This window comes from Paenibacillus sp. DMB5 (assembly GCF_001517085.1).
In the GTDB taxonomy this organism is placed as follows: domain Bacteria; phylum Bacillota; class Bacilli; order Paenibacillales; family Paenibacillaceae; genus Paenibacillus_AQ.
On record NZ_LRAC01000137.1, the window covers coordinates 15,123 to 40,150 of the forward strand.

The window sequence follows — 25,028 nt, forward strand, 5'->3', positions numbered from 1 at the left end:
TGCTTCTCCCCTTTGCACACAAATTAATACAGTCCATCCTCGCCCATTTTCTTAGCGATTGAATTGGCCATCCACAAGAGGACCAGACTGATAACCGACTTGACGACACCCACGGCAGTCGTATATCCGAAATCCCCGCCTATGGTGAACGAAGTCCGATAAATATACGTATCGATCGTGTCTGCAACCGCATATACCGGTGAGCTATACATGTTAAAGATCTGATCAAAGCTTGATCCCTGTGTTAGTAGTTGTCCAACTTGCAAAATCAGCAGGATAGCCACCGTACTTTTCAGTCCAGGCCAAGCGATATTGAGGAGCCGGCGAAACCTACCCGCACCATCCACCTCGGCCGCTTCAAATAACTCCGGGTTGACCCCTGCAAGTGCGGCAAGGTAAATAATCGAATCCCAACCGATCTCCCTCCACACATGGGTGATGTACAGCACAGGCCTAAACATACCTTCATCGACGAGCGGGGAGTTCGGGGTACCACCGAATAACATAATAATTTGGTTATAGATCCCATCCTTGCTTAAAATATTGATAATAATTCCTGAAAGCACGACCCATGAAATGAAGTGAGGGAACGTCAGAATCGTCTGAAAGAACCTTCTTAGCTTCGTCTTCGAAAACTCGTATAACACGATTGCGAGAATAATAGGCATAGGAAAATGAGTGACCAGCTTCATTAAACTGATAATAATCGTATTCAAAAATGCCTTGCGAAAATCAGGGTCGGTAAGCAGCGTTTGGAAATTCTCCAAGCCTACCCAGGGACTTCCCAAAATCCCCTTGCTGTAGTTAAATGATTTGAATGCCAGGGTTACACCATACATTGGAGCATAACAGAATAGGGCATACCAGATTAACACAGGGAGAACCATGAGATAAAAATACTTGTACTGTAGAATTGTTTTTCCTAAGCTTTTCTTAGGCGTACGAACTGTTACAGGATTAGCCAATCTTCCCCCACCTTTTGTATGAGATTGCAATGCAGGTAAGCGCTTTATATAATTAATTATATTTGGTGTCCGGATGACCTGGTATAGAGAATCCAACTCCGGTGATGTGGACTTTTTACACCTCTCCAGAAGAATTCTTCACGACACGTAATATCCGACATAGTGAGCGTAAGATAATCCATACCCCCAAGCGTTTACTATCGCTAGGATGAAGCTAGAACTCCAAGAGACAGGGGGATTTGCATATGCATTCAGTGATAATTGCAGATGATGAGAAGTGGATCGTAGAAGGAATTAAAGCCGGAGTAAACTGGAAAAAGTACGGTTTCGAAGTCATCGATGATGCACGAAATGGGCAGGAAGCCCTTGATTTAATTCAATTACTTCGCCCCACTCTAGTTCTAACAGATATCAAAATGCCTGAAATGAATGGACTTGAGCTTATACAACGGGGTAAGACTATCGCGCCTGATACCATCTTTATCGTACTTAGCGGACATGCAGAGTTCGCTTATGCCCAAAAGGCGATGAATTATGGCACTTTCGGATACTGCTTAAAGCCCTTTGAAATCGAAGAAATCGAAGGAATGCTTGTCCGGATAGCCAACCAGCTTAAGTCGAAACCTGTTAAGGAACTGCCTGTCTCCCCCTTCGAACTGTATGATGCAGTCTGTTCAGGAGATCTGCAACGGATCAGCCAATGGCTGGATGAGAAGGAAATCCCCTTATCCCGCTCTACGCCACTCATAGCCATTGTTATACAAGGCTTAAGTTCACCTGTAGAAGCCCAGCAGTCCTCTCCATTAATCTTCCCGATGAGCGGTAGACGGTATGGTTACTTATTAAAAGAGAGTCAATATGAAGCTTTCCTTCAGAGCCTCGAACATACGGAAGTTTCACAAGAATGCGGTATCGGGATTGGTTCTCCTATAATGGACATTCGCCAATTGGATGCGTCTTTGGAATCCGCTTCTCTGGCTGCTTTCGCTATGTTCGCAACGGGCTTGCCTGGATGCTATCGTGTGATGGAACAACAGGAGAATCTGATCGACGAGAAGCTCAGGGAGATTTCTCAAACCGTTCATATCAAAGATCGACTTGAATTCATAGCAGCTATGGAATCTATCAAGAAGCTATTCAAAGAGGGAATGTTCACTATTAAAGAAGCTTATCTGCTCTATACATCGGTCCTTTACTTATTTCCCCGGGACGGGACACGGGTATATAGCCGTTTTTTTGAAGGTTATGAACAGCTCTACTACCGGTACGGAACTGCCGAAGCTATGATTGATGATCTGGTTCTTATGACGCTGGATATTTTCATGAAAGGAAACGAATCCAATATTTCACATGTCTCAAACAAAAAAGTAAAAGAAATCCTATTGTATATCCGTAACCATTTTAATCAGGAGATTTCCATCCAGCATTTAGCCGATCAGTTCTACTTAAGTCCCAATTATATATGTCAATTATTTAAGAAAGAAGTAGGCGAGACTATCGTTGAACATATCAGCCGTTTGCGGATTGAATATGCTTGCAAAATACTGGTGGAGACTGATCTCTCTATTTATCAAATCGGAGAAAAATGCGGATTCCAGGATTATTTCTACTTCACCCGGATCTTTAAACGGCATCTCAAAATGACACCATCGCAATATAGGGGAAAAAGAAATGAAAGCATTTAAGAGCCTATCCATCCGTACTCAGATTTTGATATTCGGCCTGTTTATTGTTTCCATTATTCCCATCATTATTTCACGGGTCTATCAACTATCAAGTGAGACTATCATCAACCAGAATACCCAATACAATACCGAGCTGGTTTCACTCCTTAAGCAGAAGATTTCTGATAACTATGCCACCATTTCCTCTATGATGATGAACGCAGGTTATGATCCAACCATCCAAAAGTTTCTCATCGAGAGTGATAAACTTCAGAGTTATGATCTATCCCAAAAGGTGGAGGGGACGTTGAGCATTGCTCGAAATATGAATACAGACATTCTGGATATCATTGTAATTGGGCGATCTAATACACGTATTTCATTAGCAGGAAGGACAAAATATGCTGCAGAACTGATGAAGAGTGCCAAGAGCGATGGAATGGTTCATTATGGCGGTTATAGGCCTCCTGATAGAATCCTCGACAAGAGTATCCTTTTGTTCGGAATGAATATTTTTGCTTCCGAAGATACAGCGTTATATGGAGAAAAAATCGGTTTCCTTACTGTTATTGTGGATATTAAGACCATTCAAACTGAATTTGCTGAAAACCCTCGCTTGGCTGGTACCAGCTTCTTCATGATGGATGATAAAGGCTTAATCTATTCCAATAGCGAGAAACCGGAAATTATTCTGGGTCAAATTCAAACCAAAGCAGCCGGAAGTAACGGGCAGTCAACCATCCAAACCATTAATGGAAAAAAGTTTGCCATCCAATCCTTTAACCTGCCGGAGATTTCGGGGAAAATTATAACCGCTGTTCCTGTCCATAATTTGATGCGGGAACTGGAGAAATTAAAGACAGTTAGCTTAGGGCTTCTGGCCCTAACCCTGCTCGTCGTCTCTTTTCCTTACTCCATGCTTATGATGAATATCCTTAAGCCGCTGTCCAGGCTAATCCAATATATGAATAAGCTGAAGGCCGGGAACCTGGAAGAGCTAAACAACAAGGTTGATTTAAGGGGCTATGCTGAGATTGAAATTATTTCCCGGCACTTTAATTTCACGACCACACGGATTCACGATTTGACGGGACAATTAATTGATGCAACCACTCAGCTTTACGAAGCTGATCTGGAAAAACAGCGGGCTGAGTATGCATATCTGCAAAGTCAAATTAATCCGCATTTCTTAAGTAATACTTTGGATTCGATCAAAGGTGTGGCCATTGTAAAAGGAAATCGGGATATCTTCGAGATGACCTCGGCTTTAAGCACCATGCTCAGGTACAGTATCAAAGGCAACGAAGAGGTTACTCTGGGGGAGGAGCTGAAAATCGCAGAAGCCTGTATGAAGATTTATCAGGGCCGGTTCCCGGACAAATTCACTTACAAGCTGTTTTGTCCGCAGGAATGGTTACATATCACCTTACCCAAAATGATCCTTCAGCCCATTGTAGAAAATGCGCTGGGGCATGGACTCGAAGCTCGCGGCAACGGAATCTTGCTGATCTCGGTGGAGAAAGGTGACAAGGGACTCCTTGAAATTACTGTCGAAGATAACGGGGTCGGCATCCATTCGGCTAGACTGGAACAGCTAACCGAGCTGCTGACAAGTAAAAATGTAGAATCCAGTGATCATATTGGTCTGCTTAATGTCAATAACCGCTTAAAACTGAAGTATGGGAATCACTGCGGCGTTCAGTTGTACAGTCAGGAAGGAATCGGGACGAAAACCGTGTTGACACTTCCTGGAACTTTGACAGGCCAACAGGAAGCCTGATCATGCTTAGAGGCTGCCCGCAAGGGCAGCCTCTTTCTTGGAATGCTACGCTTTCTTAATGGAGGAGTCCGCATATTCCTTGGCATGGTAAGGTCCGCCCTCTTGCAGCACCGTCCATAATGGATCGATATCACAGTCCATGGAGCCCATCATATTGTCATGCCATTCATTTAACAGATATACGGCTTGCCTGCAAATCTCTTTGTTGTCTTCGGCAGTATTATGTTGTTCATAAGGGTCTTGCTTCAGATTAAACAGCATCTCTTTTGGAAAACCGTGATGGCCGTCATGATAGGTGCGTATATATAGCCAGTCCTTGAAGCGAACGCTGCGCTGGCAGACGTGAGCGCACTGTGAGAGTACTAGATACTCCCGTCCAACCGAGCCCTCCCCCAATATGGAACCCGCGTAGCTTTCACCATCCCAGGATGGGGCCTTCTGCAAGTTCAATATACTTGCTAATGTCGGCGCAAGATCAAGGTGATAGTGCAGGCCGTCATCAAGGGCCCCTTTTCTGCCGCCCGGCCAACGGATGATCATCGGAATACGGCAGGTTGCCTCGTCTGCCGTGCCGTGTTCGGAGTATATCCCGAGCTCGCCCAAATTTTCCCCGTGATCTGCACTGATAATAATCGCCGTATCTTCCATTACGCCAAGTTGGCTCAGCTTGGCAAAGACCTGCCCGAGATGATCGTCCAGATAATGGACTGCAGCATCATAGTTATCAAAAATAACCCGCAGATCATCGTGATTTTCTATAAACCGTTTATGCCTGATATGCTTGCGGTAATGCGACTTGCCGAGTGCATTCATATCTTCAATACTATGCTGCCCCTTCTTATTCCTGTGGAGCTCAAAGACGTCTTCGGTAATCCACCCAAGTAAAGGCTCCCCTCCGAATGGATTACCGTAGTCCTCGGGTGTGCGGTAAGGCGTATGCGGATCCCAAAAATTCAGGTGCAGGAACCAATTCTCGGACTTTCCGTTATCTTCAAGCCATTTTAGCGCCACTGGAAGCACCTGCTCCGCGGTCTCATGCCCCCTTCCGCCTACATTGAACACCTCCTGAAAACCGGCGTTGAAGGTCCAGGCGGAATGCCGTTCGGAGAACGTGCTGATTGATGCGGTTTTCATGGCGGCTTGCCTTAATGTTGCAGGAAGGCTCTCCCTTCCCAGGCGGTCATTAAATTCCCGCGTTACCCCATCTCTGCGCATATCGGCAGTGGTGCCGCCATGTCCTACGATCCCGTTGTGAATGCCGAATCTTCCCGACATTAATGCGGAACGGGACGGCAAACAGGGTGCATCCGAACAATAGTAATTGGTAAAGGTGACACCTTCTTTGGCGATGGAATCAATATTCGGGGATGTATTCCGGTGATAACCATAGCATCCCAGATGGTCCGGGCGAAGCGAATCCAAATCCAGATACAAAATTCTCATGAGTGGTTCCCTGCCTTTCTTTATGGATAAACATGGTATGGGCCGAAAGCGGGCAGCTCGAAGTGCTCTGCTCATGTAATTAAGAGTAAGTGAATACGGAGGGTTCAGCTATGTAGATACGGTGTTTGTTTTTGTAAATTTGATACTTTTCCGGTACTCAGCCGGGCCCTTGCCGAACATGCTCCGGAATACCTTGCTGAAGTGCGAAGCGTCATAATAACCACATCTTTGAGCGATATACTCCACGGTATAGTCCGTACGCTCCAGCAGTTGTTTGGCATGCTGCAGCCGCAGCTTTCGAAGCATTTGCATTGGTGTAAGCTTATAGATTCTCTGAAACGCCCGGCTAAAATAGACCGGATTCATATGATAAAGATTGGCGAGTTCCTCGCGGGTAATCTCCTGTTCAAGCCGATCCTCCATATATTGCAGCGCTTCATTAAAACGGTCTGTGAAGAGAGGATCTGATAACGAAAGGTTCCCATCAGGTTTTATGCTCTCCACAATTTCATAAAGGAGGGTAAATATCAGCGAACTGACCTGAACGTCTCTGAAATCTTTTTCTTCCTGCAGCCACAGGCTTCGCAGCTCATCAAACCTTCGCTCATATTCGTTCCGATCCCGGATTTGAATCACTTTACCTATTGGGAATAACTCAAAGAAGTCCTCGCCGTCCCTGACATTAACCTGGATATTGAATAGATAATGAATACCATCCATTCTAGAGATAACATTAAAAGGCTCGTTGGGACGATGAATCATCACATCTCCGGCAGAAGCCACATATTCTCCTTCTTGGGATGTCGTCAATACCTCACCTTTCCGGATATAAGAAACGGTGTAGCACGACTGGACATAATCGAATATGATCCGCGTCTTATATTGAATTTTCAATACATCCAGCACCTTTATGCTAAGCTGACTTTGAATCATAGAGGACAATGAATTCCCTCCCGTGTCTAGTTTTTTGAAAAGGCTATTCCTGCCAGCATTTTTTTACGGCTTAGGATAAGCTATCATTATACGCTATAGTCGCTGACAGCAGTGCTTAAACTTTTTCCCGCTCCCGCATAGACATATCTCGTTTCGGCCCGGAAGTGGGTGACCGCTTTTTTTGTACGCCTGCATCTGCTGCCGTTTAAGCTGGTTCGCAAGCGTCATCATCCGGTCATACGCATGAGCATAGAACATTTTGTAGCTTTCGCAGAAATAATCAATCTGGGAACGATCGTTAACCTCTAACCAATTCCGGTTGCGAGGGCACCCCCCATGACAAAATGCTATGTATTCACATTTGCGGCATGCTTCATTCACCCTAGGTTTCATCTGCAGAAATTCATCGTATACAGGACTCGCAAGCAAAGAGTCCAAACCCGCTTGTCCGATATTGCCTAACCAATGGTCTTCATCAATAAAAAAGTCACAAGGATAGGCATCACCGTTTGTCTCCAGGACCATCATCTTCGGACAGCTTTCGCTGTGAACGCACAGCTCCGCTTGACGGTGCATAAATACAAGCAGCATATTCTCAAACATACGAATGGAAAGCTCAGGTTCCCCCTCGTTGTACCACAAATCAAAGGTGCGGCACAAAAACTCCCCATACTGTTCAGGTGTGATCCGGAAGCGCCCGGGTAACCCGCTCTTTTGCGAAACAAAATCCATGCATGGAATAAACTGTACATATGAAAACTGATGCTCCCGGTAAAATGCCATTAATTCCTCCGTTTTTGTCACGTTGTCTTCATGGATTACCGATAGAATATTATACTCCACATCCGCCTGCTGCAAATGCTGCACCCCGCGCATCACTAAATCAAAGCTCCCTTTACCAGAACCTGTCATCCGATGGGCATCATGAATAGACCTTGGACCATCCAGACTAATTCCAATCAAAAAGTTATAACGTTTGAAAAAGGACGCCCAGCTCTCATTAATTAACGTTCCGTTAGTTTGCAGCGAATTGCTTATTGCCGTATGCGGCGGCGCATACTTAGCCTGTAGCAGGATCACTTGTTCAAAATACGGAAGCCCGGCTAATAAGGGCTCCCCTCCCTGCCAGGAGAAGGTTGCCTGACCAGAGGAGTTGCTCATATACTGGGAGATAAACCGTTCCAGAAGAGCCGGCTCCATCACTCTAACTGGTTTATTAGGAACTCCTCCGGCTGTGCTGTAATAGCAATAATCACAAGCCAGGTTGCAATCCTCCGAAACTGTCTTCCACATGACATGAAGATGTTGTGGACTGGAAGTACTTGTACATTCGCTCACCGAACTTCGCTCCTCCGTTGAATTCGCTTTCATTTTAATCTGACTGAAAGATATGAGATAAAATGGAGACAGGTTCACGGCCGGTGATAAGACAGTCGTCTTCTACATATCCTTCTTCCCGCCCAGCTAGCTCCCGAATCAGGACTGAACGCCAATGCTGTATACGCTCCTGCATCGCAGGGTGAAAAATCAGGTTGTGCATCTCACTGGGATCCTGTGCTAAATCGAAGAATTGCTCCTCACCGGTTTGAGAGTACCAAATATATTTCTCTTTGCCGTTCGTTATCCATTGGGTAGACGCAGCACCTTGTGCATGCTCACCATGCAAATATTCCCGCCACGGCTTGTTCAGATTGTACTCCTTAGGGGCCCGCGCTAAATCCCATATGCTATGGCCCTCTACTGAACCAGGGATTTCTGTGGCGGCGGCATCCAATAAGGAAGGCATAATATCACGTAGTTCAATAACTTCAGGTACTATGGAGCCCGGTAATGTATCCAGATGGCCTCCAAGATCATTCACAATAAAGGGAATATGGGCACTTCCCTCGTAGGGTAACGACTTTCTATACATATGATGATCACCCAGTAGTTCGCCATGGTCAGAAGTGAACATAATAATGGTATTATTTCGTTCACCATATTCATTCAGCGCCTGCAGAAAACGTCCGATTTGATGGTCGATATGAGTAATTAAAGCATAATAAGCAGCCATCGCCATTCTCAGGCGGCGCTTGGGAACCATCCCCTTCGAAGTAACGGGATTGAACCCATTCCCATCAGGGTCTTCCTTCAGCGCCCATTCTCCTATAACCGGATCAGGAAAATCCGCATCTTTATATAGATCTAAATACGCTTGAGGCGGATCAAGGGGAGAATGGGGACGCACGAAAGACATCCACAAGAAAAACGGCTTGCCTGGGTCCCTCCGGCGTAAAAAATCAATCGACTGGCTCACGGTCCAATTTGTGGGATGCAGATGTTCCGGAAGAGCCCACGGCCTGGCCACAGTTGAGGCGTTACAATCCAGTCCCAGATCCAGCAGGTCTGCTCCCGGAGCCTGCCCGCGAAGCCATTGCAAGTAATCATCTACTTCATCATAATGCTCTTGAACAGCAGTATCATGTTTATTGCGATTATAGTGCAGATAGCCATCGTGCAATACGACATTATGGAATCCCAGCAGACTCCGCGCCGGATAGACATGCATTTTCCCGACACATTGCGTATGATAACCCGATTTAGATAATTCACCAGGTAAAGTAGTCGGGTAATTCCACGGTACGCGCTCCTGATAGCCGACTCTACCGTGGGAGGTTTGCTTCAGTCCTGTAAAAATAGCCGCTCGGGCAGGTACACAGGTTGGTGTTGCAGAATAAGCATGTTCAAATCTCACTCCGGTCCGGGCCAGTTCATCCAGATTAGGTGTCTCGACTATAGGATGACCTAATATACTAAGACAATCGTGACGCATTTGATCAACAGTAATCAGCAAAAGGTTAGGACGTTTAGAATCAGTTACTGATTTCACTTTGAGAGCCTCCTTGAAAAAATAGTATGTAATACGAGGAATGTCTAACTTTTTAAATCTGCCGCACACCGAAAACCGATATTCCCTGAGGAGCTGTCCGGCGTATTCTTGCTTCTTGCGGCGACCCGGTAGCGGTTGCAATAAGATTTATGGCATAAATAGGATCCTCCACGCATTGACCTGGCTGTACCGTTTGCCGGTCCTCTCGGATCCACAGATTCGGAGGACAGGTGATAGTCCTTAGTAAACCAATCCCCGCACCATTCCCACACGTTTCCTGATGTATTGTAAAGGCCATATCCGTTGGGCAGATATGATCTTACAGGTGCAGTCCCTGCATATCCGTCGCTGGCATGATTTTTATCAGGAAACTTCCCCTGCCAAATATTGCACCGATGCTCTCCGGCAGGTCTTAATTCGTCTCCCCAAGGATATCGTCTTTGAACGAGGCCTCCCCGGGCAGCATACTCCCACTCCGCTTCCGTTGGCAGACGTTTGCCGGCCCAGCGGCAATAAGCGTCTGCATCATACCATGACATATGAACAACCGGATGGTCCAGCCGCTCGTCCACATGGGAATCCGAACCCTCAGGATGCCGCCAGCTCGCCCCTTCAACCACCCACCACCATGGGGTTTGAGTAGCCACTTGAGTCACCTTCTTACCTGTATCCGCGGAAACAAAAGAGTGAAACACATACGACCAGCCGAAACGCTCAGCATCAGTAACGTAACCGGTAGCTTTGACAAAAGAAGCAAACTGCTCATTGGTAACTGCTGTTGACTCTATAAAAAAGGGAGAGACGGTCACCTCCCTGACCGGTCCTTCTCCATCCGACGGAAATCCTTCCTGGTCATCCGTTCCCATCAGAAAACGCCCCCCCGGGATTTGGACCATACCTGCCAAGTCCCTATTTGCCTGTACGCCTTGGGCAAGTGTGTTCTCCCTCCTACTGCCCAGAGGAGCTTTGACCTTAACTTGTTGACGGCTGGCAGAGCAGCAAGCTTTAAAATTCTCTGACATGTTCCGACCTCCAATCAGGATTGTTTTTTGCTTCATCTAAAAAAAAGCAATACCAAGAATTCCGGAGCCCACAATAATGGTGAGGGGGTGCAATTTAATTTTCATCAAACTGTAAAGGGCTGCGGATACAATAATCAGCGTTCCCAAGGTCTGCCAAGTAAATAAACTGTATCCTTTGCCCATAACGCCAAAACGAATGGCGGCGAAAGCGATTAATCCGGTAATTACCGGACGCAAACCATAGAATAATGATTTCATCCACTGGCTGTTCCTTACCCGGTAAAAGAAAACGGAAAGCAAAATAATAATAAGCAGAGAAGGCAATATCATACCCAGCGATGCTGCGACCGCCCCTCCCATTCCCGCCGCCCTATAACCGATCAAGGTTGCACTGTTGGTTGCGACAGGGCCCGGGGCCATCCCGGCGATGGATACCACCTCTTGAAATTCCATTTCAGATAGCCACCCACCCTTGATCGCTTCATGCTGAATCATCGGGATTATTGCGTATCCTCCTCCAAAGGAGAGTAAACCAATCTTGATAAAAATAAGGAATAAGTTCCAAATCACACAAGGGCCTCCTAGATGTAATATTCCGGATAGTTCGATTCCTCCTCTGAATAATCCTTGCACTCTCTTTCCGTCCTTATTGGAATCCCCAAGAGCTGTTTGACTTGCAGTAATACAAAGCCGATAAATAAACCGAAAAAAATCGCATAGACGGGATTGATTCCGGAACCGAGTAACACAGCCAATACAAGGATTGCTGTTGCAGTAGTGGCCTTATCAAATAGAGCATTCTTGGCCATCCGAAACGCAGCAGCGACGATTAGAGCAATGACTGCGCCATGAATGCCCTTCATCGCGGCAACCACCTTCGGATTGTCGGCAAATTGTGAGTAAACCGAGCTAAGCAAACAAGTAATAATAAAAGTAGGCAACGTAATTCCGGCAACAGCGGCGGTAACCCCTAACCCACCTCCAAGCCGGTAGCCGATGAATGCCGCAGCGTTTACTCCAACTCCCCCCGGTGCGGCGCCGGCCAAAGAGAGGATATCATCCATTTCTTCTTCATCCAACCATTTTCGTTTATGGGAAATTTCCCGTTCAATCAGCGGTATCATTGCATAACCCCCGCCGAAGGTAACCGGACTGATTCGCATAAACACCCAAAACAACTGGAACAGCAGCCTCGCCCTCATACCCGTACTCGTTATTGCACCATTTAATTTCATAGTTGTTCTCATGGTTTCCACCCTCATATATTTTGGAGCAATTTCATTATAGCACTTTATCCCAAAATGGAATTAAGTTTTTTGCGCAAGAAATACTTTTGTTTCAATATGAGTTATACTGGACTAGATTTGATAGTCATGTAATAAAAACTTGTTTGGAGGTAAATTGTGGTAAATCCGTCGGCACCTATTCCATCACCAAAGAAACTTATATATGACCGGATTGCAGAACATGGCACCCTGTCTACACTAGACCTTATAAAGACATTTTTGTTTCCTAAAAGTACGATGGCCCGATTGCAGGAAGCATATGGTACAGTTGTAGTACTATAGACTTTGGACACGCTTTTACCGCGACCAAACATATAGACGATTTAACGACTAGAGTTCTGAACTCCGACCAAAAAGAGTCTGTCTATAGACAGACCCGAGAAGTGTAGTTTTATGTGCTATTTGATTTCTATCCGGAATACATCAGAATATGGTACCCCTTGTGTTGTTCGAGATAAAACAGTAATTCGGAGCTTCCCTTCATCTACGTTTTCTGTCTTTACCTCCCCTTCATCGCTGAGCAAGGAGACGGACAACACCTCTCCAAAATTCGGAAGAGTGAATGAATGGCGAACTTCAGCCGAATTATCCGGATAGAGATAGAAAGCATAAACCTTGCTGCCCTTTCTCGTGTACGCAATGCCGTCCGCTAAGTAAGGCGCGCATTCACGGGTGCCGTAAACCGCCTCTCCATTTCGCTTTAGGAATGCGCCCAACTCCCTTATTGTAGCCACACCTTTGACCGGGAGCCTGCCGTCAGGTTGCGGTGCAATATTCAAAGCCAAGTTACCGCCTTTGGCAATTATGTTAATGAGCAAGTGGATAAGCTCTCTTGGTGTTTTGAAATCATCGTCGTAATTGAAAGAGAATCGCCTTCCAAGCGTAACACAGCTCTCCCATGGAACCAGAACGGGATCATCTGGTACCGTTTGCTCCGGCGTAATAAAGTTTTCATATGGGCCTCCAACAGTACGGTCTACCGCCATCAGATGCGGCTGCGTTGTTTCGCGGATACGTTCAACAATTTCCCCAATTCGAATATCTTGCCCTTTATTTTCAGGACGAACCCAACCGCCATCCAGCCACAGCGCTTCGATTCGGCCGTAGTTGGTCATAATCTCAGTTATTTGCCGATGCGACATTGCGACAAACTCTTCCCATATCTCAGGATGTTTCTCTACGTCATAATTAACGTTTCGATCTGTCTTGCCATCCGGCGAGGTGAATTCGGGAGACCAATAATACGGTGTATTCCAGTCCGGCTTGGAGAAGTAGGCGTGGATACTCATGCCACGCTCCCGGAATGAATCGAACAAGTGCCGACATATATCCGCATAGCGGTGCGAACTGAATGGGGTGTTCGGGCTAGTCACTTTGTAATCCGTCGTTTCGGTATCCCACATACAAAATCCATCATGATGCTTCGTAGTGAACAGCAAATACTGGAACCCGCATTCCTTAGCCAGATCCGCCCATACTTCAGGCTGAAAACGTATCGGATTAAATGTTGTTCTTAAATTTCGGTATTGCTGCCGGAACTCGTTCATATCATCAGTCCAATCAACATCTCCCTTCGACCAAGCGGCGCTATCATCAGACATACACCAGGATTCGTAAATGCCTAATTGGCTTGCAGGCGACCAGTGCATCATTAAACCAAGCTTGTGATCGCGAAATTTCTCTAGCGCCTCCAAAACTGCAGGGTTATCCGGATGTACATACAAGTTCTCTGCTGTATAATCGTGAACTCCGTTGTTCAGAGCGTCTTTTTTTGTTCCTGGCATTGTCGATTCTCCTCTCGTGAAGTGAAGCCTCCAACGAAATGGAAGGCTTCACTGTTAGGCTATAGTTGTGTTGCTTTCCAAGCGTCGTATTGCTTCTGCATCTCCGCAATCACCTTTTCGGAACCGGCAGCTTTCAGCTTCTCATTGACTTTCGGTAAGAACTGCTCCGGATCGATAGAGCCCGTAATTAGAGGCATTCTCACTTCAGCCGTTACGTTTTGAATCGCGGCAATCTCGGCTTGTACCGGAGCTGGGTCGAATACAAAGCCAACCAGCGGCGATACTTGCGCTTCGTCGTTAAATTTCTTGAACTGTTCCCACTTATCAGCAGGATCGGCTTCCGTCAAATAGTTCAGGAAGCCGTTGCCGAATTGGAACCAACCTGTGTTCCAGCGTTCTTTGCGCGCAGGCAAATCTTTCACTACGTTTTCGGATACTTTCTCATAATGCACGCCTTCAATGCCATACACGAACAAATTATGGAGAAAAACATCCGAATGCAGCATGTTAATGAACATCATCGCTCTTTCCGGATCTTCAGACGTCTTCGGAATCGTCAGCATTGCTCCCATGACGGAGTTCGTTGTGACGATCGGCTTCTCAACCGGATTATAGCTGACATCGAAGCCTGCGCGGTTCGACCAAATCACCTCTGCTGTAGGAATGCCGCCTGCGATTCCGGTCACCCACTTGCCTGCTTGTTCCTCGTTCTCCGGACGGGCGTAGGTAGCGATGTCAGGACGGATATAACCGGCCTTGTAATATGAGTGAACTGTTTCTAGTACCTGCTTGGCTTCAGGCGTCTCCCACATGCTGATAATTTTCCCGTCCGTCGCCATCGGTTCGTAGACCATCCCGAATGGAATGTTTTCATCCATGACGTAATCGAATGGTACATACCATAGGGATTGTTGAGTCGGCTCGATTGGATAGATCGTTGAGTCTTTTTCCTTCACCTGTTTCAGTACAGGCTCAGCGCTTGCAATCGAGTTCACGCCGGATGCGTCGATGCCGTACTGCTTCAGCAGAGGTTCATTAAAGCGCAATACCCATTGGGAAGCGATTTCCTTCGGATTTTGCACGCCATAGTTTTGGCCTTTCACTTTGGACAGATCTAGGAACTTGCTGTACATCGATTTCAACGCGTCTTGACCATACTTCTCCAGCAATTCATTTACCGGATGAAGAGCACCTTTGGTAGCAAGCGGAACCATATGTTTCGCTTGCGCAAATAATACGTCGATCTTCTGCCCGGACGCTAAAAATACCGGTACTTTCTGCTCGGCTTCGGCCCAAGGCACAAAGTTAATTTTGACTGTCGCGTTAATCTTCGGCTTAATATACTCATTCACTTTCTGCTCAATAAGTTCCGTATCTTTCTGAGGGTCGCCGAAGAAATATAGCACCAGTTCGTACGGATTCAATTGATTTCCTCCCGCCCCACCGGTTACTTCCGGCGACGGGGAATTGTTTGATCCCGATTGTACATTCTCGGTGTTGTTCTTACCGCCGCAAGCACTAAGTACGGCGGTCAACAGCAAGAGTGCCATTAATGAAACCAACCCTCTTTTCTTTCTCAGAAACATGTTATACCCTCCTGTTTTGTTTGTTTTTATTTAAAGCACCGTCCGCTTTGATGCGCCGGCTGCATTAAACAACTATCCTTTGATGGAGCCTACGGTCAATCCTTGGATGAAAAACCGTTGAAAAAATGGATACGCAAGTACTATTGGCGCTGTTGCCACCACAACCATCGCCATACGGATTGTTTCTTGAGGAAGATTCGCGACCAATGTTGCATCTGATGTGGATAACGAATCGGTATTTTCCAGTAAATACTGCAAGTTGTTCTGGATTTTTGCGAGCATGTATTGAAGAGGCGTCAGCTCAGGTTTGTCGATGAAGAGCATTGCATTGAACCAGTCGTTCCAATATGCCAAGGCACTAAACAAACCAATGGTTGCAATACCGGGCAGTGAAATCGGAAGCACCATACGAACAAAAATGGAGAAGTCTCCGGCCCCGTCGATCTTGGCCGCTTCAATCATCCCCTCTTCAACAGTTGTCCGGTAAAAAGTTCTCATGACGATAATATAGAAGGCGTTGACGCTGAGCGGGAGGATCAAAGCCCAAATTGTATCTTTTAAGTGCAGGACCTGCGCCACCATCATATAGAAAGGAACGAGGCCGGCACTGAACAGCATGGTCAGAAAGGCAATGAATGTGAATAACTTTCGGTAAGCAAATTCTGTTCTCGAAATAGCGTAAGCATAAGGCAGAATCAAGACCAAGCTTATAATTACGCCAAGCACCGTAACGAGGACAGATACAAGGAAGGAGTTCAGCATCTGGCCGGAATCCTCCAAAAGATACGAATAGGCGGACAGGCTCCACTGTTCAGGCCAAATCTGGTATCCGTTGCGCGTCAATGACTTCTCTTCAGTCAGTGAAATAATGATCGTAAATACAAACGGCATAATACAAGCCAGTGCAACCAGTGTGGCTATTATGTTCCAAAACCAGTTCCAGCCCCGGGAAAATCCTTCGATGTTCGTACTATTCTTTGATTTCATGCAAGCTTCCTCCTTCTAGAATAATGCATCGTCTTTGCTGATTTTGCGGACTGCGTAATTGGTCGTCAGTACCAGAATGCAGCCGACAACTGACTGATATAAGCCTGCGGCGGCGCTCATACTGAATTCGCCCATTTCTTTCATGCTCCGATAAACATACGTGTCGATAACATTCGTAACCGGGAAAAGGAGGCCGGATTCGCGCGGTACTTGATAGAACAGCCCGATATCAGAATTAAAAATTTGCCCAACAGCCAATATCGTCAAGATAATAATCAACGGCTTCAAGTGCGGAATCGTCACACTGCGGATTTGCTGCCACTTGCTCGCACCGTCAATGACTGCCGCTTCGTAATAGGTTCTGTCTATACCTGCGATAGCCGCTATATAGATGACGCTGGAATACCCGGCCGTCTTCCACACCTGTGCAATAATGAGGAAAAACGGCCAGTAAGCCGGTTCGTTGTACCACATCTTAGGCTCTGCCCCCAAGCTCACAAGGATGTTATTGACAAAACCCTTATCCATGCTGAGAAAGGCGAACACAAAATATCCGACAACAACCCAGGACAGAAAGTGCGGAAGCATCATCCCGGTCTGATAAAACTTGGACGTCCGCTTATTGTTAATCCCGCTGACCACAATAGCGAGCGCCACCGGAATAACAACGCCCAAAATAATAAAGATGAGATTATAGAGCAGCGTATTGCGGGTGATGATAAATGCATCGTTCGTTTGGAATAGAAATTTGAAGTTATCAAATCCGACCCATTCCGCATTCCAAATGCCGTTGAATATCCCTTTTGCATTATAAGAGAATTTCTGAAAGGCAATTAAGTTGCCAAAGATCGGTAAATACTTCATAAAGATGAACCATATAGTTGCCGGAAGCACCATTAACAGAAAAATTCGATTACGTTTGAGCATTTTCCATTTTTTTGACATTCTCCACACTCCCATTTCCTTTCCAAATTATCTGGACCATTTTTTTGAAGCGTTTTCATCTTGAGTTTATTATCTATCCTGCTCCATGCTGCAGAAAGAGGAATTATTCAAGAAGAACCGTCAGAATTAAATGAGAAACTCTTTGAAAAGGATATGTGGACAAAAAAAGGCCGGTTTCTCAAAAAGAAACCAGCTGACAAGCGATATAGCTAGTACTCTCACTAGACTTTCTTACCTTTTCGCCCCCTTTTGACGAATGGAACGGAATTCGGTAGGCGATACACCTGTAAATTTCGTAAAGAGTTTGTAGAAGTAGTTAGGATCAAGACAACCCACCTTCGCCGCAATCTCGTTTCCCTTCAGATCAGTCTGAAGAAGCAGCTCTTTAGCAATTTGAATTCGATAACCATTGACGTAGTCTGTAAACCCGACGCCTATCTCCTTCTTGAACAACAGACCCAAATACACGGGATGTACGTTATGCATTTGACCAAGCGTCTTCAACGACAGTTCCGATTCGTAACGCGTATGGATTTCCAGAACAACTTTGCTAATGATCGGACTTCGGTTCTTTTCCACTGCAAAAACAGCATCAAGCGATTCGGCTATAAAATGCTGTATGTATTGTTTGATCTGTTCTAGGTTTCTTAAGTGGAATAAATGTACGAAACTTTCCATAAAATTGTTGCGCCCGGTTTGCCTTGCGACTTGAAGTATAATTTCCAGTGCCCCGTTTTGCACATCTGCAAGCGAAGCACGCTTTTGTTCTTTTAATCCATCGAACGAAGTGTCGATCCACTGTTGGAGCCCCTGGCGATCATTCTTGGCGAGCAGCGAAGTCAGTGTCTGCAGCTCCTGCAGGAATTCAATACTGGAAGTCCGCGTGCCGGCATGTTCCCCGTCGACGATAAAACGGTCACCGTTAATCATCCTCTGGATCTGTATTTCCTTTGCCTGCCGGTAACTTTCAGGCACCTCACGGTAACTCCTGACGGAAGCGCCTATGGAGAACAGCATATCAATCCGCCATCGATTTCGGATGCACTCATGGAGACTTTCCAGTTCACTGTGCAATATTTCGCGTTTCAGACAACCGCTCTGTTCCGAAAACAAGATCACGACGTCGCCTTCGAAATCTAAAAATTCGAGTGTCGTGTACGTAGAGAGCAACTGCGAAGCATCGGAGCGGATCAGTTCACATATTTCGGATACGATCTCGATACGGACTTCAGGCGGAAAATTTTCTCCAACCTGATCGCTTCGTAGAAGACTGCCTGTCACGACAGCATACGCACGATGATGAAGAGGAATGTCAATTATCTCCGCACGCTGCTTCAACTCCTCCATTGGAATGGAACGATTCATCCATCGGTTAAGTATATTTATACGTAATATCTGCTTCTCTTCAATAGAGCGAATGCGTCGCTGACCTTCAAGCTCCAGCTTCCTAATGACAGTAGTAACTGTTGCAGTTAATTCGTTCACGTCGACAGGTTTAAGCAGGTAATTTTCGATACCGAAACGGATTCCTTCCTTCACATACTGGAAATCTTCGTAGCCGCTTAGAACGATGAATTTGACGTTAGAATCGATAGAACGGATCGTCTCGATCAGCTTCAAACCGTCCATGCCAGGCATACGGATATCAGTCATAACAACATCGACCGGATGATCCAGAAATTGCTCCAAAGCTTGCTCCCCGCTCGAAGCTTGCGATGTGATCTTAAGCCCCATCTTCTCCCAATTCATGATATAATACATGCCTTTTAAGATAAGTGGTTCGTCATCTACGATCATAACTTTGTACATTCGCTCACTCCTTGATGACGGCAGGGATCTTCAAAGTAATCTCCGTCCCCACTCCGTCTGTGCTTTCGATAGATAAACCGTATTCGTTACCGTACATCATCTGCAGTCTCATATGAACGTTGCTTAATCCAAGAGAATCAGACTTTGACTCCAGTTCACTATTTTCGGTCAGAGATTGGCGAACTTTCAAGAGCTTAGGAGGCGGTATCCCCTTGCCGTTATCGCCTACCCGCAAAATAATAACGTCTTCTATCAAATTTCCTTCGATGTAAATCCGATTGTCCAGCTGGTTAGCTCTAAAGCCATGCAAAACATAATTTTCTATCAGCGGCTGCACTGACAGCTTTAAGATCTCGTAACCCCCAAGTTCTTCGGGAATATCGAACTCCGCCTGCAATTGGCTCGGATAACGGATCTGGAACAGCTCCAGATATACACGGCAGCGCTCTATCTCCGCCGCAATATCCACAATCATCGCACTCTTCATCGTGGTGCGGAAAAGATATGCGAGCAAAAAAATCATATGCCCCGCTTCCGGCGCCCCTTGTGCTACCGCATTCATGCGTATCGCTTCCAGGGTGTTATACAAAAAATGCGGGTTCATCTGCATCTGCATGGCGACAATCTCGGCGTTCTTCTGCCTTATTTCGGAGACGTATACCTTCTCAATATAATCATTGACACGCTCACACATCCTGTTAAAATTTGAGGAAATTTGGTACAACTCATCACCTTTGGTCAGCGGAATACGTACATTCCATTGACCGTCGTCAAGCTTCTCCATTGCTCGAACGATAATCCTGGTCCGCTTGGAGAACCGCAAAATCAATGTGTACGTCAGCAGCAAAGCAACGGCCATAAATAGCCCGGTCAAAACCGTAATCCATCGCTGAAGCGACTTAGTACCTGAACGCATTTGCTCACTGGACATGATCCCTGCTACAATAACGCCTGCCTTGTTCGCAGTAGATACGATATAATTCCTCATCGGCTTGTGGTCATCGTTGTCCAGCAAACGCTCGACCGGATAGCGGATACCGTACCATTGCATGGAAGAATCATAGATTACGTCTCCATTACGGGTCAGAACCATAATCTCCCCTTTTAAACCGTAAGGAGTGCGCTGATTTGACTTCATAATATCATTCGCTTTGTATTGAATTACTATCTTACCGAATGGCTTAAGCGTATCTGAATTTTTTAACTCGGCAGCGTAGATATATAGCGGTTGACTCCCCGTACCATGGTTAGTCGTGACAGGGAAAATGGGTACAGCTTCATGACGATCATTCTCTTGAACTATCAGATCCGGCACTTCACTCGGCGTAACAATCTCTAGCGAAAGCTGGGAGGTAAGCCGATAAATCTCTCCCCCATTGCTTAGAAATAGGATAGAGTCGAGGTCAAGCCCGTTGTTGAAATATGCGGACAGTGACTTTAAGGGTAATTTAATGGGGGTATTGCTGCTGAGGTATTGTTCGAATTGGTAAGATAAAAATTCTGCATAGCCCTTTTCAAGCAGCACCTCGAAATACTGCAGATAGCTTTCGTTCGCATATAAACTCTCCACCATCATCTGTGACACGTCTATGCGCTGGTCGATATAAGCGCTGACATTGGCGGATGCCTCTTGCATCCGTATAATCTCTTTGTTAATCATATACTGTGTAAAATATTGGTATATAAAGAAGGAAAGTGCAATCAAAGTGGCCATTATAATAACAGAATATGTCAGTAATATCTTATTAAACAGCTTCTCTGCAAAATGGGTGCGGTACAGCTCGCCGATCATACGAGTGAACCTTTTCATCCGTCTCTGCCTCCCTCTCTGCAGCACTTAACCTGAAGCGTTTTCATATCTGGGCATTGCATTAACCGGTAAAGTTTGGAAGTTTCTGTATTCGATCCTATCAATATGAACCCACTGCAACTTTACAATATATTACTTCAAAAAAACAGTATCTTATCGTTTTTTATTAAATTATGACGGTCAATCTTTAATTTCTCCCCTTTCGAGTTCAATATGATATGTTGATAATTAAACTTGTAAGCGCAACCAAAATCTATGGAGCGAAGGGGATGAATGAAGATGAAACGTTTGATTATGGCTGGATTATCCGCACTGCTTGCACTTACTTCTTTCGTACTGGTTCCGCCGCAGAACAAAGTATCAGCAGCCCCCAATCAGCAAGTTTACGAGGCCGAAAGCGGTATAATTGGCAACGGAGCTACAGTGGGAAGCGATTCGAATGCATCCGGCGGCAGTGCTATAGGAAGCATGCATCTCGTCAATGCTTATAGCCAAATACAGAACGTAAACGGCGGACCAGTAGGCGGCAAATATGAATTGACGATTCGATTCGCAACAGGTGATAATGTCGCTACAAAAGCTCTGTATGTGAACGGCGCCAGAGTGTCTGACTTGGAGTTCAAATCGACGGGCGGATGGAATACTTTCGTAAATAAAACGGTGGACGTGACGCTGAACGCGGGCTTAACAAACACTATCAAGCTCCAAAATGATAGTGGACAAACCTTTTCTTATGGCGTCGAAATTGACAAGTATACGCTGTCTCCGAAAACCTTCAGGGTTGCTGGTTATATTCACCCTGCGAGCTTCAGCAACAACGACATCGATTCTGCAGCATTCGATTACATCACAGACGTGATACTTATCGGTTTTCATACTTTAGATCCTAACGGTAATATTATCACAAGAACTGATGATCCGGCCTTGGCGAATTGGCCCCAGTACATCAACACGATGAATCAAGCTGTTGGCAGCAGGCCTATAAAAAAGTGGATTACGCTTAACGCAGATGCGAGCACGATGGCACAAGTAGTCGGTAATTCAACCGCCCGAGCGAATTATATTTCGAAGGTGAGCGACTTCCTTAGCCAATATGGCTTTGATGGAGTGGACATCGATTGGGAGTATCCAAGCAACTCGACACAATGGAACAATTTTAGCACTACCATAATTGAAATGCAGCAATTGCTTGGTAAGAAAGGCAAAAGTATCTCACTCGCGTTGTCCGCATGGGGCGTGAATTTAAGTGCTAACGCATTCGCAAGCGTTGATCATATTAACTATATGAATTATGACTCAGGATACTATCATGCTCCTTTCGAGAACTCTCACTCTGGCATTAATTATTTCATGAATCTCGGCGTGCCTAAAGAAAAGATCAATCTCGGCCTCGCCTGGTACGGCAGACCGTTCGACGGCTCCTCCTACTGGCTCGACTATGATCAAATAAATGCTCAAGTTGTCATTACACCGGAAACGGATATCGTAAAAAACTTTACTGTAGGGACTACCAATGGCAATCCAGTTGTAAAAAACATTTACTTCAACGGCATTGATATGAACAAAAGAAAGATGCTTCTCGCTCAGGATATGAATGTTGGAGGAGTCATGCTGTGGCATCTGTTCGCCGACACATCTGTGAATGATTCTAAATCGCTGTTAAAAGCAATTACAAATGAGAAAAACAGCCATCAAGTATATCGGAGCATGACAAACCTGGCCGCAGGTCAATGGTATTTCGCAAATGTCAGTGATTCCGGCTATACGGTACATCAGGTATTCGACGGCAACGACAAGACGACGTACTGGCAAGCGCCAGCGGGTGTAAGCAGCAATGCCTACTTACAGCTGGATTTCAAACAGGCGACGACATTAAATACGGTAGTGCTGAAAGAACACGGCAACAACGTTCGCTCGTTCAAAGTGCAGAATTGGTCCGGAGGACAATGGGTAGATGTATACGAAGGCGGGCTGATGGGACCTTATAAAGTGATTAGCTTCCCTTCCATCACAGCGAACAACATTAGGGTGCTTATTACTTCGGCTGAACTGCCGAATATTCCAAGCGGCAGCTTCACACAATTCAACCAACTGGGCGTCTATGAATTCGAAGTATATAATAAGTAATTCTAAGGGCCAAACTGTAAAAAATAATAGAAATATTTTTCGTAATTCTTTATAAAACTTAGATTTCACTTTTTCTCTACGCCTCATTTCCTTATAAAACTGAAACCATTTCGTTCCCATATATACATTAAAGATCCCTTACTTATGGAGTAAGGGATCTTTCTTAAACTATCTTTTCATTTAAATTCAGCCAATCTAGAATAATTCTCTTATAATCTAAACCGTCTAACCAATTCTCTTAATTCTTCAGATAATTTAGCTAGTTGGTCCGAACTTCCAGATACCTCCTTAGTTGAGAAACTTACTTGTTGAGCAGAAGCCGCGGTCTGTTCAACACCTGCAGCTGCTTCTTCAGAAACAGAGGCTATATCTGCAATAAATCCATTCATTTCTTTACTGCTTTTCGAAATTTCTAAAAGATATTGAGAAACAACGAGAATACTTTCAACCATTTCAATCACTTCAGAATTTATTTCATTAAATGTTTCACCTGTTGTATTGATTTGAGTTGTTCCTTGTTCGACTTCGTCATATCCATTTCTTAAAGATTTAACTACAATGCTAGAATCAGATTTTATCTTTGTTACAAGCAAAGTAATATCATTAACTGATAAAGCAACCTGTTCTGCAAGCTTTCGAAACTGATTTGCGACAACAGCGAATCCGTTGCCTTTCTCACCCGCTCTAGCAGCTTCAATTGCAGCATTTAATGCAAGTAGATTTGTTTGCTCTGCTATTTCTTCTACAAATAAGACAAGCTTGGATATTTCTTGAGACTGTGTGTCCAATTCCTGCATTTTTTCCATGGATTCTTTAACAATGATATTTATATTTTCCATCTGACTGGTTGAAGATTTCATTAATTGGCTTCCTCTATTAGTCAAGTTTAACACCTTTTCAGAATTAACTTGTATATGTTCTCCCTCTCCATAAGCCTCGTTCACTTTATTGATAAATATATCCATATAGGTTGATAAATCACTTGTACTGTTAGCTTGAGTTTCTGCTCCTAGCGCCAATTCTTCCATTGTAACTGCAATTTGTCCTGTTCCTACCGTTACTTCATTTGCCGCTTGTGTTAATTCTTCACTATGGCTTAAAACTGTTTCGGATACCGTATTTATCTGGTTCAAGAGTTTTTTAGTGTTATTTGTCATTTCATTAGTGGCTAAAGCTAGATGACCAATCTCATCTTTTGAATTTATTATCAATGATTCTTGACTAAAATCACCGTCTGCGATTGCCTTCATTCTGTTCATAACCGAAATAATTGGTTTCGATAGCATTTTGGCTGTAATCATTGCTATTGAAATTCCTATGACAACAATGAGGATTGAGATAATGATATCCACCAAGAGGGAACTCTTTCCATACGATTCGACGTAGTTAGCGAGGTCTGATATGGATGTTTGTCTTGTCGAAGATAGCTCTTTAAAACCATCTAAGATTTCACGTTCTAATGGTCTAACTTCTGATACTAAAATTTCCATTGATCTTTGTTTATTTCCAGAATCATACTCCTCGAATACCTTATTGATCGTTTCCCCCCATAATACTTTCTTTTCTAACAACTCTTTTACTTTTTCTGAATCACTCAATTCTGATAACTCATTCTCTAATTGAATACTATCATTTGTAAAACTATCGAATTCATTCTTTAGATCAGGGTCTCCATAAAGTATATATCCACGAACCAGAGAAGTTCTCTCCGACATATTTAAAACAATTTTCTCATCAAGTATTAATCGAGGCAGTTGTTTCTTTACAACCTCGTCCATATTGGTATTTAATGCCTTTATAGCAAGAAAATTATAAACACCTAGTATGATAACAAAAAACATAACTAAGGAGAAACCAAATAATATTCTTTTTCTAATACTGTTAAATTGAAATATCTTACGCATTCTTAATCCCCATGCCCTTCTGTCAACTATGATGTAGTTCAAATATTATTCCTATTCATATATCGGTAAGATTGATAAAAAACTAAAGTGAGATTTGCTTCCATTTTTTTGATA

18 protein-coding genes are annotated in these 25,028 nt (G+C 44.7%); 3 read left to right on the top strand and 15 right to left on the bottom strand.

Features of this window, described 5'->3' with window-relative positions; genetic code table 11:
• Positions 1-23: 23 nt before the first annotated feature.
• Positions 24-965, bottom strand: a complete 942-nt coding sequence (locus AWJ19_RS21545) for an ABC transporter permease subunit (protein ID WP_068726922.1) — start codon at positions 963-965, stop codon at positions 24-26.
• 245 nt (positions 966-1,210) lie between these two features.
• Here AWJ19_RS21545 and AWJ19_RS21550 point away from each other — a divergent pair, with 245 nt between their 5' ends.
• Complete coding sequence (locus AWJ19_RS21550; protein ID WP_068726924.1) at positions 1,211-2,650, top strand: response regulator; 1,440 nt, start codon at positions 1,211-1,213, stop codon at positions 2,648-2,650.
• Complete coding sequence (locus AWJ19_RS21555; RefSeq protein ID WP_068726926.1) at positions 2,637-4,409, top strand: histidine kinase; 1,773 nt, start codon at positions 2,637-2,639, stop codon at positions 4,407-4,409. The genes AWJ19_RS21550 and AWJ19_RS21555 overlap by 14 nt, the downstream gene beginning before the upstream one ends.
• Positions 4,410-4,454: 45 nt before the next feature.
• Here AWJ19_RS21555 and AWJ19_RS21560 read toward each other — a convergent pair whose 3' ends face one another.
• From AWJ19_RS21560 to AWJ19_RS21620, 13 genes are all read right to left on the bottom strand, one after another.
• Entirely contained in the window at positions 4,455-5,852 is a 1,398-nt protein-coding gene (locus tag AWJ19_RS21560; RefSeq protein ID WP_068726927.1) for a sulfatase, read from the bottom strand.
• Between the two features lie 108 nt (positions 5,853-5,960).
• Positions 5,961-6,785 (bottom strand): AraC family transcriptional regulator, encoded by an 825-nt coding sequence (locus AWJ19_RS21565; RefSeq protein ID WP_241781836.1) that lies wholly within the window; start codon positions 6,783-6,785, stop codon positions 5,961-5,963.
• A 93-nt stretch (positions 6,786-6,878) separates the two neighbouring features.
• The gene (locus tag AWJ19_RS21570) at positions 6,879-8,123 is read right to left on the bottom strand and encodes an anaerobic sulfatase maturase (protein WP_068726931.1); all 1,245 of its coding nucleotides are present in this window, start codon (positions 8,121-8,123) and stop codon (positions 6,879-6,881) included.
• A 34-nt stretch (positions 8,124-8,157) separates the two neighbouring features.
• Complete coding sequence (locus tag AWJ19_RS21575) at positions 8,158-9,654, bottom strand: arylsulfatase (RefSeq protein ID WP_277815831.1); 1,497 nt, start codon at positions 9,652-9,654, stop codon at positions 8,158-8,160.
• A 44-nt stretch (positions 9,655-9,698) separates the two neighbouring features.
• Positions 9,699-10,676, bottom strand: a complete 978-nt coding sequence (locus AWJ19_RS21580; RefSeq protein WP_068726932.1) for a formylglycine-generating enzyme family protein — start codon at positions 10,674-10,676, stop codon at positions 9,699-9,701.
• 36 nt (positions 10,677-10,712) lie between these two features.
• Entirely contained in the window at positions 10,713-11,246 is a 534-nt protein-coding gene (locus AWJ19_RS21585; protein ID WP_068726934.1) for a chromate transporter, read from the bottom strand.
• A gap of 11 nt (positions 11,247-11,257) precedes the next feature.
• Entirely contained in the window at positions 11,258-11,923 is a 666-nt protein-coding gene (locus AWJ19_RS21590; protein WP_241781834.1) for a chromate transporter, read from the bottom strand.
• 437 nt (positions 11,924-12,360) lie between these two features.
• Positions 12,361-13,746, bottom strand: a complete 1,386-nt coding sequence (locus tag AWJ19_RS21595) for an alpha-L-fucosidase (RefSeq protein WP_068726936.1) — start codon at positions 13,744-13,746, stop codon at positions 12,361-12,363.
• Between the two features lie 59 nt (positions 13,747-13,805).
• Positions 13,806-15,332, bottom strand: coding sequence for an ABC transporter substrate-binding protein (locus tag AWJ19_RS21600; protein ID WP_068726937.1), 1,527 nt, complete (start codon positions 15,330-15,332; stop codon positions 13,806-13,808).
• 72 nt (positions 15,333-15,404) lie between these two features.
• Complete coding sequence (locus AWJ19_RS21605; protein ID WP_068726939.1) at positions 15,405-16,319, bottom strand: carbohydrate ABC transporter permease; 915 nt, start codon at positions 16,317-16,319, stop codon at positions 15,405-15,407.
• Positions 16,320-16,334: 15 nt separating this feature from the next.
• On the bottom strand, positions 16,335-17,264 hold the full coding sequence (locus AWJ19_RS21610; RefSeq protein ID WP_068726941.1) for an ABC transporter permease subunit: 930 nt from the start codon (positions 17,262-17,264) through the stop codon (positions 16,335-16,337).
• 231 nt (positions 17,265-17,495) lie between these two features.
• Positions 17,496-19,073 (bottom strand): response regulator transcription factor, encoded by a 1,578-nt coding sequence (locus AWJ19_RS21615; RefSeq protein WP_068726943.1) that lies wholly within the window; start codon positions 19,071-19,073, stop codon positions 17,496-17,498.
• Positions 19,074-19,077: 4 nt separating this feature from the next.
• On the bottom strand, positions 19,078-20,883 hold the full coding sequence (locus AWJ19_RS21620; protein ID WP_068726945.1) for a histidine kinase: 1,806 nt from the start codon (positions 20,881-20,883) through the stop codon (positions 19,078-19,080).
• Between the two features lie 279 nt (positions 20,884-21,162).
• Between AWJ19_RS21620 and AWJ19_RS21625 the strand changes: the two genes are divergently transcribed.
• Positions 21,163-23,010 carry a glycosyl hydrolase family 18 protein gene (locus AWJ19_RS21625; RefSeq protein WP_068726946.1) on the top strand — a complete coding sequence of 616 codons (1,848 nt, stop codon included), beginning with the start codon at positions 21,163-21,165 and terminating at the stop codon, positions 23,008-23,010.
• 209 nt (positions 23,011-23,219) lie between these two features.
• Here AWJ19_RS21625 and AWJ19_RS21630 read toward each other — a convergent pair whose 3' ends face one another.
• Entirely contained in the window at positions 23,220-24,914 is a 1,695-nt protein-coding gene (locus AWJ19_RS21630) for a methyl-accepting chemotaxis protein (protein ID WP_068726948.1), read from the bottom strand.
• Between the last annotated feature and the right edge of the window lie 114 nt (positions 24,915-25,028).